The 21,604-nt window shown below is 64.0% G+C and carries 15 protein-coding genes and 1 pseudogene; 9 read left to right on the top strand and 7 right to left on the bottom strand.

Annotated features, from left to right (window positions below):
• Positions 1-2 precede the first annotated feature (2 nt).
• Positions 3-2,957, bottom strand: coding sequence for an autotransporter outer membrane beta-barrel domain-containing protein (locus ABIB06_RS11180; protein ID WP_354048137.1), 2,955 nt, complete (start codon positions 2,955-2,957; stop codon positions 3-5).
• Positions 2,958-3,603: 646 nt separating this feature from the next.
• Here ABIB06_RS11180 and ABIB06_RS11175 point away from each other — a divergent pair.
• Positions 3,604-3,810, top strand: a pseudogene (locus ABIB06_RS11175) (response regulator transcription factor); the annotation flags it as partial.
• A gap of 71 nt (positions 3,811-3,881) precedes the next feature.
• Here the strand turns inward: ABIB06_RS11175 and ABIB06_RS11170 are convergent.
• Both ABIB06_RS11170 and ABIB06_RS11165 read right to left on the bottom strand, forming a co-directional pair.
• Complete coding sequence (locus ABIB06_RS11170; protein WP_354048135.1) at positions 3,882-5,384, bottom strand: flavin-containing monooxygenase; 1,503 nt, start codon at positions 5,382-5,384, stop codon at positions 3,882-3,884.
• Between the two features lie 124 nt (positions 5,385-5,508).
• Positions 5,509-6,267: a S1 family peptidase gene (locus ABIB06_RS11165; RefSeq protein ID WP_354048133.1), complete on the bottom strand. Its 759-nt coding sequence runs from the start codon at positions 6,265-6,267 to the stop codon at positions 5,509-5,511.
• 104 nt (positions 6,268-6,371) lie between these two features.
• Here ABIB06_RS11165 and ABIB06_RS11160 point away from each other — a divergent pair, with 104 nt between their 5' ends.
• On the top strand, positions 6,372-7,007 hold the full coding sequence (locus tag ABIB06_RS11160; protein WP_354048131.1) for an HAD-IA family hydrolase: 636 nt from the start codon (positions 6,372-6,374) through the stop codon (positions 7,005-7,007).
• A 128-nt stretch (positions 7,008-7,135) separates the two neighbouring features.
• Here ABIB06_RS11160 and mtnA read toward each other — a convergent pair whose 3' ends face one another.
• From mtnA to ABIB06_RS11145, 3 genes are all read right to left on the bottom strand, one after another.
• Positions 7,136-8,248, bottom strand: a complete 1,113-nt coding sequence (gene mtnA, locus ABIB06_RS11155; RefSeq protein ID WP_354048129.1) for an S-methyl-5-thioribose-1-phosphate isomerase — start codon at positions 8,246-8,248, stop codon at positions 7,136-7,138.
• 18 nt (positions 8,249-8,266) lie between these two features.
• On the bottom strand, positions 8,267-9,142 hold the full coding sequence (locus ABIB06_RS11150; RefSeq protein ID WP_354048127.1) for an S-methyl-5'-thioadenosine phosphorylase: 876 nt from the start codon (positions 9,140-9,142) through the stop codon (positions 8,267-8,269).
• 145 nt (positions 9,143-9,287) lie between these two features.
• Entirely contained in the window at positions 9,288-9,560 is a 273-nt protein-coding gene (locus ABIB06_RS11145) for a phosphopantetheine-binding protein (protein ID WP_354048126.1), read from the bottom strand.
• 358 nt (positions 9,561-9,918) lie between these two features.
• Between ABIB06_RS11145 and ABIB06_RS11140 the strand changes: the two genes are divergently transcribed.
• From ABIB06_RS11140 to ABIB06_RS11110, 7 genes are all read left to right on the top strand, one after another.
• Positions 9,919-11,136 (top strand): acyl-CoA dehydrogenase family protein, encoded by a 1,218-nt coding sequence (locus ABIB06_RS11140; RefSeq protein ID WP_354048124.1) that lies wholly within the window; start codon positions 9,919-9,921, stop codon positions 11,134-11,136.
• A gap of 94 nt (positions 11,137-11,230) precedes the next feature.
• The gene (locus ABIB06_RS11135) at positions 11,231-12,211 is read left to right on the top strand and encodes an amino acid--[acyl-carrier-protein] ligase (RefSeq protein WP_354048122.1); all 981 of its coding nucleotides are present in this window, start codon (positions 11,231-11,233) and stop codon (positions 12,209-12,211) included.
• A 37-nt stretch (positions 12,212-12,248) separates the two neighbouring features.
• Positions 12,249-13,124, top strand: a complete 876-nt coding sequence (locus ABIB06_RS11130; RefSeq protein WP_354048120.1) for an acyl-CoA acyltransferase — start codon at positions 12,249-12,251, stop codon at positions 13,122-13,124.
• A 328-nt stretch (positions 13,125-13,452) separates the two neighbouring features.
• Entirely contained in the window at positions 13,453-16,320 is a 2,868-nt protein-coding gene (locus tag ABIB06_RS11125; RefSeq protein WP_354048118.1) for a PAS-domain containing protein, read from the top strand.
• A gap of 204 nt (positions 16,321-16,524) precedes the next feature.
• A complete protein-coding gene (locus ABIB06_RS11120; RefSeq protein WP_354068726.1) occupies positions 16,525-17,502 on the top strand; it encodes a tripartite tricarboxylate transporter substrate binding protein in 978 nt (325 codons plus the stop codon).
• Between the two features lie 187 nt (positions 17,503-17,689).
• Entirely contained in the window at positions 17,690-18,175 is a 486-nt protein-coding gene (locus ABIB06_RS11115) for a tripartite tricarboxylate transporter TctB family protein (RefSeq protein WP_247351720.1), read from the top strand.
• Between the two features lie 4 nt (positions 18,176-18,179).
• On the top strand, positions 18,180-19,688 hold the full coding sequence (locus tag ABIB06_RS11110) for a tripartite tricarboxylate transporter permease (RefSeq protein WP_354048114.1): 1,509 nt from the start codon (positions 18,180-18,182) through the stop codon (positions 19,686-19,688).
• Between the two features lie 10 nt (positions 19,689-19,698).
• On the opposite strand, the gene ABIB06_RS11105 is transcribed toward ABIB06_RS11110, so the two are convergent.
• The gene (locus ABIB06_RS11105) at positions 19,699-21,393 is read right to left on the bottom strand and encodes a putative bifunctional diguanylate cyclase/phosphodiesterase (RefSeq protein ID WP_354048112.1); all 1,695 of its coding nucleotides are present in this window, start codon (positions 21,391-21,393) and stop codon (positions 19,699-19,701) included.
• Positions 21,394-21,604: the final 211 nt, after the last annotated feature.

The following is a 21,604-nucleotide window of genomic DNA, read 5'->3' as shown; positions in this document are numbered from 1 at the left end:
GCCTACCAGGCGTAGCGAACGACACCTTTGCCGGCGTAGGAGCGGGTGACGTTCGAGAACTCGCCCTCGAAGGTCGCCGACGCAGACCAGCCGTTCATCCAGCTCATTTGCACCGCCGCTGTGGTCAGCGCGGAATCGTGCGCCTGAGCGGCGCCGTTCACGACGAACGCCGATCCCGGCAACGTCTGGAAGACCGCACCGACGGTGCGATCCGGATTGTAGTCATGCGCCCAGGCGACGCGGCCGCGCAGAGTCATCAGGCCGCCAGCCGCGGCGAATGACTTGTCCGCGCGCAGACCGAGTTCGGTGCGGGTGCTGGTCACGTCCTTGGCGGCATAATTCAGCGCGAAGACGTTGCTGCCGACCACCGCGAACTCCGAATAGCTCGGAAGGCTGAACACGGTGGCCTGGAGCGCCGCATAGGGCGTGAGGCCGATCCACTGCGAGGCATGGCGATAGCCGCCCTCGATACGGCCCGAGAGCGCGTTGGCGTTGAACTGCGCACGCAACTGATCGACACCGGCGACGGTGACAATGCGGTTGGTCGTGACGTCCTGCCAGCCATAGGCCAGTGCGGCCGTGACATAGGCTGGTCCGGCGGTATGACGCACGAAGGCGCCGGCCTGGAACAGGTCGGAGCGGCCCCAGCCGAGCCCGTTGACGTTGAAGCCGGTCGCCCCGCCCGCAAGCGCAAAGCCGGCGATCGTCGACGGCGAGAAGCGGTAGTCGAGGCCAACGGCGGTGCCGTAGACGCTGCTGCTGGTGTTGTTTGAGCCGAGGCCGGCATTGCCGTCGGTGGTCTGCGAGCCACCATAGCCGGCGGCCCACACGTCCCAACGTTGTTCGAAATTCGCCGGCGGCGCCTTGCGATAGATCGAGGCAAGGGCGTCGCGTGCGCTCTTGCCGGTCGCGGCATACGCATTCGCGCGCGTCTCGTCGGCGAAGGGCGTCGCACCCGGCGTCCCGCTACGCCCCGAGCCAAACACGTCGGTGAGCAGGCCGAGGAACAGGTTCATCGCGCTGAAGGTCGCCTGCTGCGAACCCGTCGCCGGCTCGCCGGAGGCCTGTGTCAGGCCGGCCGGGCCGAGGCCCGCGAATTCCGCTTGCAGAAAGCCGTTCGCGTTGAAGAAATTCTGAAGCGTGGTGGCGACGTTCTTCTGATTGACGTTGAGGGCGTACTTCGCGCCATAGTCCAGTGTGAAATTGAGATAGACAGTGCCGGCAGGATCTACGGTCGTCGTACCAATCAGGCCGCCGGGAGCGGCGACACCGGCAAAGTTATCGGTGGCAGCGCCGGAAAACTGCATGATCTTGTATTGCGGCAAGATGGCGCTGCCAGCGTACAGCGAGACGCCGACGGTGCCATTCAGGCCGGCGTTGCCGAAAACATTGGCAAAGCTGGCGGTGGTTCCGCTACCGACCTGCACGAGGTAGAGCGCGCCAGACTGGAACGCGAGGTCACCGAGAACCGCCATGCTCGAGCCCGGCCCGCCGTCGCCGGGCGCATAGATGCCGCCGGCAGCAATGGTGGTGTTACCGACGATCCCGGCGCCGAACAGTGCGCCGCCCGCGTTCACGGTGGTCAGGCTCGATTGGGAGATGTCACCATCGACCCGCAGGATGCCGCCATTCACCGTCGTCGTGCCAGTATAGGTATTCGTACCCGAAAGGATCAGCGTCCCGCTACCGACTTTTTCCAAGGAGCCAGAGCCGGGACCGCAGCCGCAGGAGTCGGCGATAACGCCACTAACTTCCGTTGAGAGATTGTTGCTGCCGACGACGAGCGTGTTGCCGGCACCGATGTAATAGTTGCCCGAACCTTCGATGGAGCCCGCGGTGATGCGACCGTCGCCATTTGGACCGAAGCTGCCACTGAAATCGACGATGCCGGTACCGTTCGTGATGAAACGCGCGTTCCCGCCGGTCGCGTTGTCAAAGAAATCTGTCTCGCCGCCGCTTTTGGTGACGATAGTGGCGTTGCCTGCGGTGGAATAGCCGTTGAACTCAGTCAAACCGTCGGCGTTATTGATGATTGTAGCATTCCCGGCGCTCACCGTATCGGTCGGAGATTGACCGAACCAGGTGAAGCCGAAGTTTTGGTTGATGATGGTCGCAGAGCCGGCCGAGGACTGGTCCAGGAAGAGCGTCCCACCGTTATCATTGGTGATCGTGGCCGAACCAGCCGTGGTCTTGGCGAAGAAGATAGTCACACCGGCATCGTTGAGGATGGTCGCGTCGCCCGCGGTCGCCGTGTCGATCCCACCGAACGAACCGAAATAAATCTGGCCGCCATTGTTGGCAATCGCGATCGAACTGGCGCTGGTCGCATTCAGGAACGTCGTGATAGCACCAATTCCGTCGTTCAGGATCGACGTAATACCAGTGGTGTTGGCATTGACGATATTGAACGTACCTTCGTTGGTAACGGCGCCGAGGATGCTCGCAGTATGCGTCGCGTCGCCGAGCTGCAATGACGCGCAGGAGCAAATGAAGGTGTCGCCGGTATAGGTGTTGGCGCCAAGCAGCGCCAATATACCCGGCGCCTGCACGGAGATTCCGCCACTGCCGACGATGCGGGATGCGATGACGGCGGACGGATCCGTGGTGCCGGTGACATCGGCGGTGTAGAACGTCGTCCCACCCGAGGCGAGCCTCAGGTCGCCACCCTGGATGGTGTAGACCGAATTATCCGCGGTAATGTCGAAGCCCAAGAGACTACCGAGCTGCACGCCGCCCGGTGTGACCGTCACCGTGCCACCCGTTGCCGGCGTGGACGGCCCGCTGCTGCCGAACACCGTGCCCGCTGACAAGGGATCGTAGGCGGTGCTGACCGAACCGCCGAAGTCCGTCCAGTTGGTCGTGGTGTTGTTCCAGACGCCGCCGCCGCCGTTGACGGCGCCGTTCGGCGTGGTCTGCGATCCGTTGAATATCTGCTGCGCTGCTGCGGGACTCGTCACAGCGACCGCACTCAAAAGGCCAAGCCAGAGTGCCGTGCGAACCGCGGTAGCACTCCGGCGCGAGCACCCCTGCCCGCTCGACGGCAATCCAGCCCCCACGCTCAGCCCCTTACCAACGGCGCTCTCAGCGGCGCCGCGCGGAACTTAGGGCATGGGGGCGACCAGCAGAACTACGGCAAGGCGAGAATCCGCCAATGAGGCTGCAACTTAGGCAGATTCAACAGCTCATGTTGCAACCGCGCCACGGTTTTGCACCATAAATTCGCATTCCACACGCGTGGTCCTGCGTCAGAATGTCTACGCGCGTGTACGGCCGTTCACATTGATGGTTGGCAGCCCAGAGCGATGTTCGTCGCCAGCCATGGCGTCTTCAACTTCAATCGGCATAGGAGCGCGGAGATGGTATCTCCGCGTCCCTGCCACACCACCCGGCATGCGGGTCCGCACCGGGCGGTTCGATGGGCTTAGGTCAACTGGTAAGTTTGGGGACTCCCAGCTGTTTGAAGTGGTTGTTCGGCAGCGCGGTTTGCACACCTGCGCGAGCCTTCGTCCGGCACTGCGCCGGGTCAGCTCGCGCACGCGCTGTTTCATGCGCGCGATGGCCTGTGGCGCCAATGGTGACGTCGAGATAGTGCTGCTTGCCGGCACCAGCGAGTTCGGCCTCACCACCCGCGAAGGCGAGGTGCCGGCCTGGCTCAGCAAAGGCAAGACCAACCGCGACATCGCGCAGATTCTGGGCTTGAGCCCGCGCACGGTCGACAAGCATCTCGAGCAGATCTACGCCAAGCTCGGCGTGGAGAACCGCACCGCCGCGGCGGCGATTGCGACGAATGCGACGCGGCAGAATTCGTAGTCTTGCTGCGAATGAGGTGCGACGTTGCCAGTCGAGTAAATGGCGTTGTCCGCCGCTAGCACAAGCTATCCTCAGCCATACACAAACGCCGCGTCATCCAGATCCGTCTTCGGGATTTCGTCCTTTTCGGTCCAGTAGTCCTGGCTGTGCTGCCATTCCGGCTTGTCGCCGCGCTTGGGCAGCAGGTCCATGTTGCGCATCATGTAGCCCGGGTTGAAGTTTTCCGGATCGATCCAAGGCAGGATCGGCATGTTGTGGTCCTCAGGGCGCAAGCGCACCTCGACCTTCTTCGCGCCCTTCCCCTTCATGTGTCCGATCAGGCGACAGACGAAGTCGGCGACGAGATCGACGCGCAGCGTCCAGCTGGCGCGGAAGTAGCCGAACACCCAGACCAGGTTCGGCACGCCCGTAAACATCATGCCGCGATAGGTCACGGTGTCGCCGAAGGCGAGCGGCTTACCGTCGATCTCGAAGGCGATATCGCCAAGAGCTGCGAGATGGAAGCCGGTCGCGGTGACGACGATGTCCGCTTCCAGCACTTTGCCCGATTTGAGCTGGATGCCGTTCTCGACGAAGCACTCGATCTCGTCGGTGACGACGGACGCCTTGCCGCTGGCGATGCCCTTGAACAGATCGGCATCAGGCACGAAGGCGATGCGCTGCCGCCACGGCCGGTAGCTCGGCGTGAAATGTGTGTCGACATCGTAGTCCGGACCGAGCACCGCGCTGATCTGGCCGATCAGCTCCTGCTTCACCTGCTCGGGTTTTGACAGGCAAAGCTTGGTGAACGCGTCCTGCTCGAACAGGATTTTGCGCCGGACGATCTCGTGGATCCATTCCTCGTCGACCTGAAGCCTGCGCAGCTCCTCCGCGATCTCGATTGCGTTGCGGCCGAGGCGAAAATAGGTCGGCGACCGCTGCAGCATGGTGACATGCGCGCATTTGTCCGCAATATTCGGAACCAGCGTTGCGGCCGTCGCGCCCGAGCCGATCACGACGACCTTCTTGTTCGTGAGGTCGATATCTTCAGGCCAGGTCTGCGGATGAACGATGCGGCCCTTGAAGCGGTCCGTGCCCTTCCATTCCGGCGTGTAGCCTTCTGAATGGCGGTAATAGCCCTGGCACATCCACAGGAAGTTCGCCGTGAAAGTTTTCGATTCCCCGGTGTCGGTCGTCACCGCCTCGATGGTCCAGAGATTCTGCTCGCTCGACCAGCTCGCCGAAATGATCTTGTGCTTATAGCGGATGTGGCGGGCGATATCGTTGTCGTCGATCACCTCGTTCATGTAGGTGAGGATTTCCTCGGCGGTCGCGATCGGCGGCCCGACCCAGGGCTTGAAGCTATAGCCGAAGGTGTGGAGGTCGCTGTCCGAACGAATTCCGGGATAGCGATGCGTGGTCCAGGTGCCTCCGAACGTCGCCTGCGTTTCCAGGATGACGAAGCTCGCGCCCGGAAGCTGCTTTGTCATGTGATAGGCGCTGCCGATGCCAGAGATGCCGGCGCCGACGATCAGCACATCGAAATGTTCAGAAGCTTGTTTGGTCGTGGCGTGACTGCGAACAGCGACATTCATTGTTGCTACTTGCCTTGCTTGTTTTTGTGGCCGCCCTTGACCGGACGGCGCATTTCCTCCGCGACGGGCGTGGTCGCCCATCGCGCTTCCGCTTTAAAATGGCATAGATCAAATCGCGGTCAAATCACAGCGCCGCACCCCAGCCCCGCGCGGTCTGCAATATCCAGTCGCGATAGAGCGTGAGCGGCGTGACCCCGGTCAATCCGCCGCAGCCGGCGGCGCCGTTCGGCCCGGTGGACCAACTGATGACGCCGACAAGCACAGGCCCGTTCGGCTTGTCCTCGAACACCGGGCCGCCGGAATCGCCGGTGCAGGCGCCAATTCCGTCGCGAACACCGTTAGTTACCGGATCGACCAGCCGGATCTGGAGCGTGCCGGGCTGCCCTGTGGCAACGAGACCGGCGACACGCGTCACACCGCCACTCTTGCCATCGCCGCGCACGGTGACGCCGATGCCGGCGACGACGAAGCGGCTGCCGGCCTGGATCGGAATAGTCGGCGCGCCGACCGGCACCGTCGATTTTCCCTTGAGTGGAATTTCCAGTTGCAGCAATGCCACGTCCGCGGTGGCGCGGTGCGCCTGCATCGCCTGCATGTTGAAGTTCGGATGGATCGCAACGGTGCGCACATTCAGTAATTGCGGCTGACCGTCGACACCGCGATCGACAATCTTGTAGTCCGCGCCGGGCTGCACGCAGTGGGCGACCGTCAGCACCAGCTTTGGCGCGATCAGGCTGCCCGTGCAGAAATTACCGCGCGAGCCGACGATGGTGACGACTGCGCGCGCGGCACCATCGGTCTGCGGCGTGCCGCCACCCACGATGGCATAAGCGGGCGTGGCGAGCAGCAGAGCGGCTGTGATGAGGGTTGCAAGCTTCTTCATGGGAACACGCTTTGGCGCCGGTGAATGCGGAGGATCGCTTCGGACTGGTCCTTGCCGATAGCGCATGCTAGCGCTCTTGGAAAGGAATTGACGAGGGCAGGGCAGTGACGATCGAGGCTGTGATCTTTGATTTTGGCGGTGTGCTGACGAGTTCGCCATTCGAAGCGTTCGCGCGGTACGAGGCGGAACGCGGCCTGCCCATCGACATCATCCGGCGGACCAACGCCGCCAATCATCTGGAAAACGCCTGGGCCAAGTTCGAGCGCGCCGAAGTCGATATCGACACATTCGACAAGCTGTTCGCGACGGAGTCACTGGCGCTCGGCGCGGAAGTGCGCGGGCGTGACGTGCTGCCGCTGCTGCAGGGCGATCTGCGCCCCGAGATAGTCGAGGCGCTGAAGCGCATCAAGGCGCAATTCAAGACCGGCTGCATTACCAACAATTTGCCGGCCAATGCGATCGGCAGCATGACCGGGCGCTCACTCTATGTCGCCGAGGTGATGGTGCTGTTCGATCATGTCATCGAGTCCGCCAAGATCGGCCTGCGCAAGCCCGACCCGCGCATTTATCAGCTGATGGTCGAGACGCTGAAGGTTGATCCGAACAACTGCGTCTATCTCGACGATCTCGGCGTCAATCTGAAGCCGGCACGCGAGATGGGCATGAAAACGATCAAGGTCACCAGCGGCGCGCAGGCGATCGCCGAACTGGAAGCCGCGACGGGATTAAAGCTGAGCTAGCGACGCTTACAACCCCTCATCCTGAGGAGCGCGCCCTTGCGCGCGTCTCGAAGGATGAAGGCCCCGCTCGTGCCCCTCGCCCTTCGAGACGCCACGCAAGCGCGGCTCCTCAGGGTGAGGGACACATCCTAATCAGCCGCCGCCGTAGCGATCCGCTCCGGAAACGCCGCGGCGAGCGACGCACGATCCGGCTTCAGCACGCCCCGCTCGGTGATGAGGCCGGTGACGAGCCGCGCTGGGGTCACGTCGAACGCGTAGTTCGCGACCGGCGAGCCCTCCGGCACGATCCGCACCGTCTCCAGCCGTCCATCCGCCGTGCGGCCGGTCATGTCGGTGACCTCCGTGCCGCTGCGCTGCTCGATCGGGATGTCGCGGATGCCGTCATCGACGGCGAAATCGATCGTCGGCGACGGCAGCGCGACATAGAACGGCACGTTATTGTCGTGCGCGGCGAGCGCCTTCAGATAAGTGCCGATCTTGTTGCAGACATCGCCATTGGCGGCAACGCGATCTGTGCCGACGATGGCGAGATCGACCATGCCGTGCTGCATCAGATGACCACCGGTGTTGTCGGGAATAACCGTATGCGGCACGCCGTGATGGCCGAGCTCCCAGGCCGTGAGCGAGGCACCCTGGTTGCGCGGACGCGTCTCGTCGACCCAGACATGGACCTTGATCCCGCGCTCATGCGCCAGATAGATCGGCGCTGTCGCCGTGCCCCAGTCGACGGTCGCAAGCCATCCGGCATTGCAATGCGTCAGCAAATTGACGGTCTCGCCCGGCTTCTTCCTTGCGACGATCGCCTCGATGAGTTTCAGGCCATTGAGGGCGATGCCCCGGTTGATCTCGACGTCCTGCTCGACGATCTCGTCGGCGCGCGCATAGGCGGCCTCCGCGCGTTCGAGCGGATCGACCGGCGCGAGCGTCGCGCGCATCTCGTCCAGCGCCCATTTCAGATTGATCGCGGTCGGCCGCGCCATCACGAGCGTATCGTAAGCGCGCTGCAGACCGGCGTCCGAGGCATCCTCGCGCATCGCGAGCGCCATGCCGTAAGCTGCGGTCGCGCCGATCAGCGGCGCACCGCGCACCAGCATGTCGCGGATGGCGAGGGCCGCGTCCTCGCACGAGACCAGCTTTGCAACGATGAACTCATGTGGCAGCCGGCGCTGGTCTATCGCGCCGACCGACCAGCCGTCGCGCTCACGCCAGATGCTGCGGAAATGCTTGCCGTCGACCTTCATGGCATTCTGCCTTTCATATCACGCCCGCAGGATGCGGCCGGCCACCGCATCGAGCTTCTTCAAAAGTTCGGGATCGCGCGCCTCGGGCGCGGTGATGAGCGCGGTGTCGAGCGCACGGTCCGAACCGATCGGACACGGCTCATGCTCGCGCGGGAAATCCTTGGCCAGCCGCGCCACCAGCGCCTTCGCCTTGTCGGCGTTCGAGCTGAGCACGCGGATGATGTCCTGCACGGTGACGGCGTCATGATCGGGATGCCAGCAGTCGAAATCCGTCGCCATCGCGACGGTGGCGTAGCAAAGCTCGGCCTCTCGCGCGAGTTTCGCTTCTGGCATATTGGTCATGCCGATCACGGAATAGCCCAGTGTCTTGTAGGTCATGCTTTCCGCATAGGTGGAGAATTGCGGTCCCTCCATGCAGACATAGGTGCCGCCGCGCGCAAACGCGATGCCCTCGGCTTCAGCGGCCACGGCAAGATGAATACGCAAGCGCGGCGAGACCGGGTGCGCCATCGACACATGCGCGACACAGCCCCGGCCGAAGAACGAGCTCTCGCGCTTGTGGGTGCGATCGACGAACTGGTCGACGAGAACAAAGGTGCCGGGCGGCAGTTCCTCCCTGAACGAGCCGCAGGCCGACAGCGAGATCAGGTCGGTGACGCCGGCGCGCTTCAGGACGTCGATATTGGCGCGATAGTTGATGTCGGAAGGCGACAGCCGGTGGCCTTTGTCATGGCGCGGCAGGAACACGATCGGCAGGCCGGCCATGGAGCCGCGCCGCAAGGACGCCGACGGCTCACCCCAGGGGCTCTTGATCACCTCTTCGCGAGCGTCCTCGAGTCCCGGCAGATCGTAGATGCCGGAGCCGCCTATGATGCCCAATACCGCCTGCGTCATGCCTGCTCCACCCCGTTCGCGCCATCGCGATCCCGTGGAGAAGCTATGCCAGTTTTGCGACGCTTTTGGAACGGGGGTGGTGGGCGGGGTGTCGATGCTGTGAGGAGCGACGCCGCATATTCCGTGTCGCCCCCGGAGGGGCTGACTAGGCCGCGGTCGCCGGCTGCAGCTGGGTCGCGACCATTCGCTCCAGCGTCTCGATGGACTGGAAGTTCTCCGGCGTGATCTCGGACTGGGGAATCGTGAAGTCGAACTCGGCTTCGACGCCGAGCATCAGATTGACCATGTCCATCGAGGTCAGGCCGACGTCGACGAGCTTGGCCTGCGGCGTGACGTCAGCGGTAAGCGAATTCTGTGCGAGGATGCTCTTCACCAGCTTGCTGACGCGATTGCGCAGTTCGGTATCGAAGCCCTGCATCGGCAAATTCCCATCTGTCTGTTAAAGGTCGGACCGGTTGCCGGCTACGATGGGCACGGCGGGCCGATCCCGCAATGGACGCCACCATTACTTCGCGTTTCTTAGTAAACGATGACTCAGATTGTCTGGAATTCTGTCCTCTTACAGATCCCTAACGCGATCGCGGAAATCCGGGCGATGCAAACAACCCGACCTTAACTGCTTGTTCGGAATTGGACTTTGTTTACCCTCTATTTCATCGACGAATTTGAATTAAATCCGTAGCCTCATCTCATAAGCAAAGATGGTCGGAGGATCGCTCAAGCGGCATCGCGAATGATGCCGGCGATCCCGAACGGCAAACCGGAGGCGGACGAGTATGAACGTGCGTGAAGCAGTCCTCACTGTCGACGAGACGCAGACGAGCTATCTCGAGCAGGGTCCTTCGCTCGTCGAGCGCGCCGCCCGGACCGCCACCGCGGCGGCAGCCGACGCAGACGGGGTCGATCGCGACGCCCGCTTCCCCCACAAGGCTTTCGAGGTCGCGCGCGAGCAGAAGCTGCTCGGCGTCATGATCCCGGTCGAGTTCGGCGGCTTCGGCGCCTCGATCCACGACGTCACCGATATCTGCTACGCGCTCGGACGCGCCTGCGCCTCCACGGCGATGGTCTACGCGATGCACACGACAAAGGTCGCCTGCGTCGTCAGGCACGGTCACGGCATTCCCTGGATGGAAACCATGATGCGCCGGGTCGCGCGCGACCAGTGGCTGCTGGCCTCCTCCACCACCGAAGGGCAGAACGGCGGCAACATCCGCGCCAGCGCGGCTGCGGTCGACCACGCCGGCGATACCGTCTCGCTCGCGCGAGACGCCACCGTGATCTCCTACGGCGCCGAGGCCGACGGCCTCGTCACCATCGCCCGCCGCGCCACCAATGCTTCTGCGTCCGACCAGGTGCTGCTGGCGCTCGCCCGGGACGATTATTCGCTGAAGCGGACGCTGGGCTGGGAAACGCTCGGCATGCGCGGCACCTGTTCGACCGGTTTCGAGTTGAAGGTCGACTGCCCCGCCGACCGCGTCTTCCCGGAATCCTATGACAAGATCCACGCCCAGACCATGACGCCGTTCGCGCATCTGTGCTGGTCCTCGGCCTGGGCTGGTATCGCTGCAGCCGCAGTTACCCGTGCGCAGGCCTTCGTCCGCAAGGCGGCCCGCACCTCGGGTGGTCAGATGCCGCCGGCGGCCGCGCATTTCACCGCCGCCAAGATGTCGCTCGCCAAGCTGCGTGCACTGATATCAGCCAATATCGACACCTTCGCCCGTGCCGAACACGACGAACGCGCGCTCGGCTCGCTCGACTTCCAGTCTTCGATCACGCTTCTGAAGGTGCAGGCCTCGGAGCTCGCGGTCGAGACCGTGATGCATGCGATGCGCACCGCAGGCCTTTCCGGTTACCGCAACGACGGTGAGTTCACAATGGGCCGTCACCTGCGCGACGTGCTGTCATCGCCAATTATGATCAACAACGACCGCATTTTGGCCAATGCCGCGACATCGACCCTGATGAGCGGCGTGCCGACCAGCCTTCATGACTGACGTGCCTCTTCGTGGCTGACGTGCCTTGGCGTGACTGACGTACCTTGGCGACTAAACCAACAAGAACAATTTTGAGATAGCAGGACATCGAACCATGAACATTGCCGTCCTCCCCAATTCGCCCGAGACCGCGCCGCAAATGGCCGATCCGCTCGATCATCTCGCCGACAAGCTGTTCCACTCCATGGGCTCGGACGGCGTCTACGCCCGCACGGCGCTCTATGAGGGCATCGTCGAGCGGCTCGCCGCGCTGATCACGAGCCATCGCGAGGCCGGCACCGAGGTGATGCGCTTCCCGCCGGTGATGAGCCGTTCACAACTCGAGAAGTCCGGCTATCTCAAGAGCTTTCCGAACCTGCTCGGCTGCGTCTGCGGCCTGCACGGCACCGAGCGCGAGATCAACGCCGCGGTAAGCCGCTTCGATGCCGGCGGCGACTGGACCAGCTCGCTCTCGCCGGCAGACCTCGTGCTGTCGCCGGCGGCCTGCTATCCCGTCTATCCGATCGCGGCGAGCCGCGGCCCGCTGCCGAAGGGTGGCCTGCGTTTCGACGTCGCCGCCGACTGCTTCCGCCGTGAGCCGTCAAAGCATCTCGACCGGCTGCAATCGTTCCGGATGCGGGAATATGTCTGCATCGGCAGCCCCGATGACGTCGCCGATTTCCGCGAGCGCTGGATGGTGCGCGCGCAGGCGATCGCGACCGATCTCGGTCTCACCTTCCGCGTCGACTATGCCAGCGACCCCTTCTTCGGTCGCGTCGGCCAGATGAAGGCGGTGAGCCAGAAGCAGCAGCAGCTCAAGTTCGAGCTGCTGATCCCGCTGCGCTCGGAAGAGCAGCCGACCGCCTGCATGAGCTTCAACTATCACCGCGAGCATTTCGGCACGACCTGGGACATCCAGGACGCCAATGGCCAGCCGGCCCACACGGGCTGCGTCGCCTTCGGCATGGACCGCCTGGCCGTCGCCATGTTCCACACCCACGGCACCGACCTTTCCGCCTGGCCCGCCAAGGTGCGGGAGATCATGGGCCTGCAGTCGCGGACCGCGGCCGATGCCCATGGCGAAGGCTGGCGCTAACGGAACGAGGCCAGTCATTTCCACGGGAAAAACCAGCGTGATCCACACCAAGGTCCGATGCCGCGAGATCACCGAGTCCGACGTCGAGGCAGTCGCGGACTTGCTGACACGCGGCTTCGTGGGCCGCTCGCGCAACTACTGGATCCAGGGCCTGCGCCGGCAGGCCTTCCGGCCCGTGCCGGAAGGTTACCCGCGCTTCGGCTACATGCTCGACAATGACGGCACGCCGGTCGGCGTGCTGCTGCTGATCTACACGGCGCGGAAGGACGGCGGCGAGACCGCCATCCAGTGCAATTTGTCGAGCTGGTACGTCGATCCGGCCTACCGCAACTACGCCCCGCTCCTGACCAAGATCGCGCAGCGGCACAAGGACGTTACCTATCTCAACATCAGCCCGGCGCGGTGGACCTGGCCGATCATCGAGACGCAGGGCTTTCGCGCCTATTGCCGCGGCATATTCTTCTCGGTACCTGCGTTGGCGCGCGCGCCCCGCTGGAGCAAGATCGAGGTCATCTCGCAGCACGCCAAGACGATCGATGGACTTTCCGAACCCGAAACCGAGCTCTTGACGCGGCACGCGCGCTACAATTGCCTCAGCTTCGTGTGCCGCACGCCGAAGGGAACGTTCCCTTTCATCCTGCAACCGGTGCGCATCCGCCGCGGCTTCATTGCGCCTCCCGCGATGAAGCTGATCTACTGTCGCAACGCCGCCGAATACACCGAATGCGCAGGCCGCATCGGGCGGCTGCTGCTGCGGCTCGGCAAGATCTCGGTTGCCATCGATTCCAATGGCCCGGTTCCCGGCCTCGTCGGCATCTACACCGAGCGGCGTGGCCGCAAATATTTCAAGGGCCCGCACCGGCCGCAGCTCGCCGACCTCACTGATACGGAGCTCGTCCTGTACGGGCCGTAGAGCGGTACGGAGACTGCGCTCTGGCCCCGTCATCCTGAGGTGTTCGCCGTGCGCAGCGCGGCGAGCCTCGAAGGATGGACGGCCGGGATGCAGCCGGGCCGTCGCCCTTCGAGGCCTCCGCTTCGCTCCGGCACCTCAGGATGACGGTGATAAGGTCCGGGCTGGTGGTAAGACCTCACCATTCAGATGTCGGCATACACGCCTCTCCGCGCCGCCGGTCACCCTCCGTAAACTACGGCGCTTAAGGGAATTTTCCCGCCTCTTCGCTACCCTCAGCGACTGAATTACGCTGCGTTAAGTCTATTGCCCGCCGAGACCCTTCCGCCCCATGACGTCGATCCGCGCCAACGAGCTTGATGCACGCCGCGAAGAGGCCCCGGAGGCCCTCGTCGGACTGAGCCAGCTTGCGCTCGACCACATGGAGCAAGGCGTCTGCGTCTATGACGCCGCCAACCGGATCGTGCTGGTCAATCAGCGCTACCTCACGCTGTTCAACATGTCGGCCGAGATCGTGCGGATCGGCACGAGCTATCGCGACGTGCTCGCTCATAGCGCTGAGCTCGGCAACTTCCCGGCGAACGACCTCGATGCGCTCTATGCCAGGCGCATGAAGCAGATCGCGGACGGTCAACCGTTCCGGACGGAGCAGCATCTGGCAAGCGGCCTCGTCATGGCACTCGAGCTGAAGCCGCTCCCCGGCGGCGGCTGGATGACGATCTGCGACGACGTCAGCCGCCTCGCCCGGCTCGAAGCGGAGCTGCACGTGCAGACCGAGCGCAGCCAGCACGCACTCGCGAACATGTCGCACGGGCTCATCATGTATGATTCCGACAGCCGGGTCGTCGTCTGCAACGAACGTTTCCTGAACCTCTACAACCTTGACCCGGAAATCGTGAAGCCGGGCGTCACGCACGGCACGACCATCGATCACTGGCTTTCACGCGGCAACCTGCCGGGCATGTCGTCCGAAGAATTCCACGACACCAGACTGCAGGACGCGCGCGGCAGGAAGGCGAAAACCCTGCTGGTGATGCGCCACGACGGACGGATGGTGCAGGCGGTCTCCCGTTTCCTGCCCGACGGCGGCTGGGTGACGGTGCACGAAGATGTCACCGAGCGGCTGCAATACGAGGAGACGCTGAGGCAGCAGAACTTCATCCTCGATGCCGCGCTGGAGAACATGGCGCACGGGCTCGCCTTCTACGACAGCGACATGCGCCTGCGCGTCTGCAATACCACCTACCGGAAGATCTATCGGCTGTCGCCGGAGGAGACCAAACCCGGCACGCATCTCGGCGAGCTGATCGAGCGCTCGATGACGAACGGCGCGTTCTCATCCGAATATAGTCCGCAGCAGCTCCTGGAAGCCGCCAGCGCGAGGATCGCCGACCGTGACTCCTCGCCGAGACGTCGGCGCATGTCGAACGACACCATGATCTCGGTGCGCTATTGCGCGCTGGCCGAGGGCGGCTTCGTTGCCACCTATGAGGACATCACCGAGCGCGAGCACGCGGTCGAGGAATTGAGCGAGCAGTACCGGCGCTTCGACGCGGCTCTGAACAACATGAGCCAGGGCCTGTGCATGCTTGATCCGAGCCTGCGCGTGATCGTCTGCAACCGCCGCTATATCGAGATGTACGGACTGTCGCCCGAATTGGTGAAGCCGGGCGTCTCGATGCGCGAGATCATGGAGCACAGCTGCGACCTCGGCATCCATCCGAATACCACCGCCGCGCGGCTCTATGCCGACTATGTCGAGAGGCTGCGCGAGGGCGAGCACACGCTGCACCACCATCTGAGCGACGGCCGCATCATCAAGCTCAATCACAAGCGAATGGAGCAAGGCGGCTGGGTCGTCACCTATGAGGACGTCACCGAGCGCCACAAGGCGCAGGCCCGCGTGGCGCACATGGCCCTGCACGATTCGCTCACTGACCTGCCCAACCGCACGCTGTTCCGCGAGAAGATGGGCGAGGGGCTGAACCAGGTCGCGATCGCCGGCGGCGCGATGGCGGTGCTGTGCTTCGACCTCGACAATTTCAAGACCGTCAACGACCGCCTCGGCCACGCGGCCGGCGACCGGCTGTTGCGCTGGGTCGCGGCGCGGCTGAAAGAGAATGTCGGCGAGCACGACACCGTCGCGCGGCTCGGCGGCGACGAATTCGCCGTTCTCCAGCGCGGACCGCAGCCGCAATCGGCGGAAAAGCTCGCACGCCGCCTGGTTGAGGTCATCGGTCACCCGCCGCCGCTGGAGAACCAGTCGATCCATGTCGGCGTCTCCGTCGGCATCGCAATCGCGCCCGAGCACGGGCTCGATGCCGACGAGCTGATGAAATGCGCCGACCTCGCGCTGTACCAGGCCAAGGCCAAGGGGCGCGGCGCCTATCAACTGTTCGAGCCCGAGATGGAGGAAGAGGCCCGGAGCCGGCACGCGCTGGAGCACGACCTGCACGGCGCGCTGGAGGCGAGGGAATTCCACCTGGTGTTCCAGCCGCAGGTGCGGCTCGACTCGACCGAGCTCACCGGCTTCGAAGCGCTGCTGCGCTGGAAACATCCGTCGCGCGGCGTCGTCTCGCCGGCCGAATTCATCCCGATCGCGGAAGAGAACGGGTTGATCGTTCCGATCGGCGAATGGGTGCTGCGCACGGCGTGCGCGACTGCCGTGTCCTGGCCCGATCTCACCGTCGCGGTGAACCTGTCGCCGGTGCAGTTCCGCGCGCGCGGGCTGGTGGCGATGGTCACGAGCGCGCTTGCGGAGGCCGGCCTGCCGCCGCACCGGCTCGAGCTCGAGGTCACCGAGACGGCGCTGCTCGACGACAGCGAGGCGACGATCGAGATCCTGCACCAGCTCCGCGCGTTAGGGGTGCGTGTCAGTCTCGACGATTTCGGCGTCGGCTATTCCTCGCTGAGCTATCTGCGCAAATTCCCGTTCGACCGCATCAAGATCGACCGCTCCTTCGTCGGCACCCTCGGCGAAAGCCCGGAGAGCGTGGCGATCGTCCGCACCATCGCCAGCCTTGGCTCGGTGCTCGGCGTCGAGACCACGGCGGAAGGTGTGGAGACGGCGGAGCAACTCGATTTCGTGCGCGAATGCGGCTGCACCGACGTGCAGGGATATTATTTCGGCAAGCCCTGTCCGGCCGCCGAAGTCGAGCGCATGATCGAGACGCTGAACGCAGTCCGCCGCGTGGCGTAAAGGCTCCGCCGACGGCAAATTCCGTATCTCGGCACGCTTCCAAACGACCAATTGTCGCACGTGCGTTTTTCGGCGGAATCACCGTCTCGCCCCCGTGGAGCCGCCGTGCAACGCGCTTTTCTTCTCTCACGATTTCGAGGACAATCCCGCCATAACAATGAGAAACGGCGGCCCGAACGAGGCCGCTGCGAGGGAGGAATTTCGATGTCGCGATACGGGCTGAAGACAATCGCGTTTGCCGCCATGCATACCGTCGTGAGCGCGTTGCTCGCAACCGCCGCCGGTGCGCAGGACTATCCCACCAAACCGGTGACGCTGATCGTGCCATGGCCGGCCGGCGGATCGACCGACATCTCGATGCGCGCGATCGCCGACAGCGCCTCCAAGGTCCTGGGGCAGCCGATCGTGATCGACAACAAGGCGGGCGGCGGCGGCACGGTCGGACCTGCCACCATGGCCGCGGCCGCGAAGCCGGACGGCTACACCATCTCACAGCTTCCGATCACCGTCTTCCGCCTGCCCCTGATGCAGGAGGTGTCGTGGAATCCGGCAAAAGATTTTACCTACATCATTCATCTCACCGGCTACACCTTCGGCGTAACCACCAGCGCGGAGTCGCAGTTCAAGTCCTGGAAAGACGTGGTTGCGTTCGCGAAGGCAAATCCGGGCAAGGTGACCTACGCGACGCCGGGCACCGGCACCTCGCTTCATATCGGCATGGAGCAGATCGCCGCGATGTCCGGCATCAAGCTCACGCAGGTACCGTTCAAGGGCGGGGCAGAGACCAACGCCGCGGTACTCGGCCAACACACCATGCTGCAAGCCGACTCCACCGGTTGGCGGCCCTTGGTTGACGCCGGCAAGCTGAAGCTTCTCATGGTGTGGACCGGCGCGCGGTCGCCGAACTATCCTGACGTGCCGACGCTGAAGGAGCTCGGCTATCCCATGGTCTTTGATTCCCCGTTCGGCATCGCAGGACCCAAGGGCATGGATCCCAAGATCGTCGCCAAGCTGCACGACGCCTTCAAGAAGGCGGTCGAGGACCCCGCGGTGATCGCCACGCTCGCCAAATACGACATGGTGCCGAGCTACAAGAATACCGAGGACTACAGGAAGTTCGTCGTCGAGGTCACGGAGTCAGAGCGCAAGGCGATCGACACGCTCGGGCTTGCGAAGAAGTAGGATTGAGCCACTTTTATGTCCCGGACGCGGTGCAGCGCTTCTCCGGCGCTGCGTCGCGTCCGGGATCTACATTTGCCACGCATCTATGGACCCCGGATCTGCAGCGCACCGCCATAGCATGTCGAAGACGTGCGTGAACGCACTTATGGCGCTGCGCAGCGTCCGGGGAACGGCCGAGAGGGCGTCTATGAACGACAAAACCAACGTCAAACTCCGCCTCAACAACTCCGAACTCTGGGGCGGGTTGATCGGGCTCGCGCTGGGCGGCTTCGTGATCTGGCAGGGCGTTAAGCTCAAGCTCGGCACCATCAACGACCCCGGCTCCGGCTACGTGCTGTTCTACACGGGCATCTTGATGTGCGTTTTCGCGGTCAGCATCATCATTTCGGCCATCACGGAGGGCGGCCCGACGCTGGCCTCACGCTGGGATAATGTGAGCTGGGGCAAACCACTCCTCGTCATCGCCTGCCTCACCGCATTCTCCTTTGCCCTGGAGCCGCTGGGATTCCTGTTATCGTCTATCCCGTTGATGCTGCTCTTGTTACGGTTGATCGATCCCGTGCGCTGGACACTGGCGATCCCGGTCGCGGTGCTGGTGCCGCTCGGGATGTGGTGGGTGCTCGAGCGGGTGCTGCTGATCCAGTTGCCCTCGGGCCTGTTCGGGATGGGTTAGCCGCATGGACACGCTCGTCAACGTCGCGCACGGGTTTGGCGTCGCGCTGCTACCGATCAACCTGCTCTATTGCTTCATTGGCGTCTTCATCGGCACGCTGGTCGGCGTACTGCCGGGCATCGGACCGATCTCGGCGATGTCGCTGTTGCTTCCGGTGACGCTGTCGGGAACGCCGGAGTCCGGCATCATCATGATGGCGGGCATCTATTACGGCTCGATGTATGGCGGCTCGACCACCTCGATCCTGGTCAACATCCCCGGCGAAGCCGCTTCCGTCGTCACCTGTATCGACGGCCACCAGATGGCGAAGCAGGGCCGAGCTGGCCCTGCGCTGGGCATCTCTGCCTTCGGTTCCTTCATCGCCGGCACGTTTTCGCTGGTCGCGCTGATGCTGGTGGCGCCTCGGCTTGCGGGCATTGCGATCGCGTTTGGCCCGGCCGAGTATTTCAGCCTGATGGTGCTGGGCCTCGTGGTGCTCACCTTCCTCACCCAGGGCTCGATGCCGAAGGCGCTGTTGATGGCATGCACCGGTGTCGTGCTCGGACTGATCGGGCTCGACAGCATCACGGCGCAGCCGCGGCTGACATTCGGCCGCATGGAGCTGATCGACGGTATCGGACTCGTCCCCGTCGTGATGGGCCTGTTCGGGGTCGCCGAGGTGCTGCTCAACATCGAGCAGGCGATCAAGCGCGACATCATCAACGCCAGGATTACGCAACTCCTGCCCACCAAGGCCGATTGGCAGGCGAGCGCCGGCCCGGTCGCGCGCGGCACCTTGCTCGGCTTCCTGCTCGGCATCCTGCCGGGCGGTGGCGCGGTGGTGGCCTCGTTCGCGTCCTATGCGCTGGAGAAGCGGCTGTCGAAAACGCCGGAGCGTTTTGGCCATGGCGCGATCGAAGGCGTCGCAGGCCCCGAATCCGCCAACAACGCGGCAGCCGGCGGCGCGTTCATCCCACTGATGACGCTGGGCATCCCGCCAAACGTGGTGATGGCGCTACTGCTCGGCGCTTTCGTCATCCACGGCCTTCAGCCGGGACCGCTGCTGATCACGCAAAACCCCGGTCTGTTCTGGGGCATCGTCGCCAGCATGTATATCGGCAACGTCATGTTGCTGATCCTCAATCTGCCGATGATCGGCATGTGGGTGCAGCTGCTCAAGCTGCCCTACAACATTCTCTTCCCCCTGATCATCCTGTTCACGATCATCGGCGTGTACTGCTCGAGCAACAACGTGTTCGACGTCTATGTGATGATCGCATTCGGTATCATCGGCTATTTCATGCGCAAGCTCGGCTACGAGCCGGCCCCGCTGGTGCTCGCCTTCGTGCTCGGACCGATGCTGGAGAACAATCTGCGCAAGTCGCTGATCCTGTCGCAGGGCGACCTCTGGACCTTTGTGCAGCGTCCGATCTCGGCGGCGTGTCTCGTACTGGCGCTGGTGCTGCTGGTCGCGCCGCTGTTGCCGGCGCTGCGCAAAAAGCGCGAGCTGGTGGCGCTGGATGAAGGGGCGTGAGGGTTTTGTCTCAGCCTGCCGCAGGCAGCACGTTATCCGGCGACGCGCTCCACGGACGGTCGGCCGACGCGAGCCCGATCAAACGGCCCTGGATGTAGTCGCAGCCCCAGTCGCGCAGCATGTTTGCGGCCTCTTCGTCCTGCACCCATTCGGCCACCGTCTTGATGTCGAGGCGGCGGGCGAGGTCGATCAGGGTCTGCACGAAGGCGCGGTCGTCGGCGGAATGGGTGATGTTTTGCACGAAGGCGCCGTCGATCTTCACGATATCCACGCCGAGCTTGCGCAGATTGCGGAACGACGTGTAGCCGGCGCCGAAATCGTCGATGGCGATGCGGCTGCCGAAATTCTTCAGCCGCGTGACGAAGCCGCGTACGTCGTCGATGTCCTGGATCGCGACCGTCTCGGTGATCTCCACGATCAGACGCTCGGCAACACCGGGATGCGCGCGCATCAGCGATTCGATGCTGGCCCACCAGTCCGGATCCATCGTCGTGTCTGGCGAGATGTTGAGGCTGAGGCAGATGTCGGGCGCGGCGGCGAGCTCGGCGACCACGAGCTCGAGCACGCGGTGATCGACCAGGCGGATCAGGCCGAGCCGTTCGGCGACCGGCACGATGTCGGGCGCGAGCAGCACCTGGCCGCCGCCCTGGTCCATCCGCACCAGGCATTCGTGGAACGCGCGCTCGCGCGAGGCGGCCGAGACCACCGGCTCATAGGCGAGCTTGATACGGCGCTCGTTCAGCGCGGTGACGATCTCGTCGGTAACGCGGATGTTGACGCGGCGCTGCGCGTCGCGCGCGGCATCGGGACGCCAGGTCGCGAACGAACCCACGCGGCGTTGTTTTGCGGCATCCAGCGTCTCATGGGCGCGATTGACGGCCTCGTCGGTGTTGCGGGCATAGCGCGGCACGCTGACCGCGCCGATCGAAGCAGTGACCGACACCGGGCCGGATTTGGTCGGCACCACCTCGTCGCGGATGCCGGCGAGGAAGCGCTCGGCAGCGACGTTCATGTCGTCAACGGTGCAGTTCTTCAGGATTAGGCCGAACTTGTTGCCGGAGAAGCGGCCGAGCACATCGCCCCCGCGCAAGCGCGCACGGATGCGCTTGGCGACGTCGAGGATCACGGCATCGGCAACGTCGAAACCAAAGGCATCGTTGACGCGCGCGAGATGATCGATGCCGACCAGCATGAAGGCCGCGGTCGAGCGGAAACGGGTCGTCTCCTCGATCGCCTCGGCCAGCGCCGCGATCAGATGCGAGCGATTGAGCTCGCCGGTCAGCGGATCGAGCCGGGCCAGCTTCGTCAGTTCCTCGTCGCGGGCGTGGCGCTCATTGTTGATGCGGACGGAGCCGATCGCGCGCACCGGCCGACCATCGGGTCCCGAGAACCAGCGGCCGGTCTCTTCGATCCAGACCACGGGATCGGCAGCGCTCATGCGCACACCGTACTCGACCCGGTAGGGCGTGCCGTCGGCGCCGTGCACGGCGGAGGTCTGCGCCAGCGCAGCGGTCCGCAGCGATTGTGCGGGCTCGATCAGCTTGGCGAATTCGGTGCCGGTGGCCAGCCGCTCGGCGGGAATTCCGGGGAAGATGGCGCTGACCTGCTCACCCCAGACCATGGCATCGCTGGCGATGTCCCAGGCGAACACGGCTTGGCCAAGGGCGGCCAGGATGTCGGAGGCTTGCGGCAATGCGGGGGTCAAAATCGCCTCGTTTCGGGACAGCGGGGAGTCCTGAGTCGGCACAGGATAAAGCCAGATTCGCCATTGACCCTAGGCAAAGTTGATAAACAGTTTGGAAACCACGTTTCCTCACGCCGCAGGAACCAAACCGGCCCGTCCGGCATAGGCCTTGCGAGTACATGACACGCACCGGCGCCAGCGTCTCGAAACGCGACAGGCTTGCCGGATCAAC

The sequence above is a fragment of the Bradyrhizobium sp. LB8.2 genome, from assembly GCF_040548035.1.
Lineage (GTDB): Bacteria > Pseudomonadota > Alphaproteobacteria > Rhizobiales > Xanthobacteraceae > Bradyrhizobium.
This window is presented reverse-complemented; position numbering and strand designations above follow the sequence as displayed.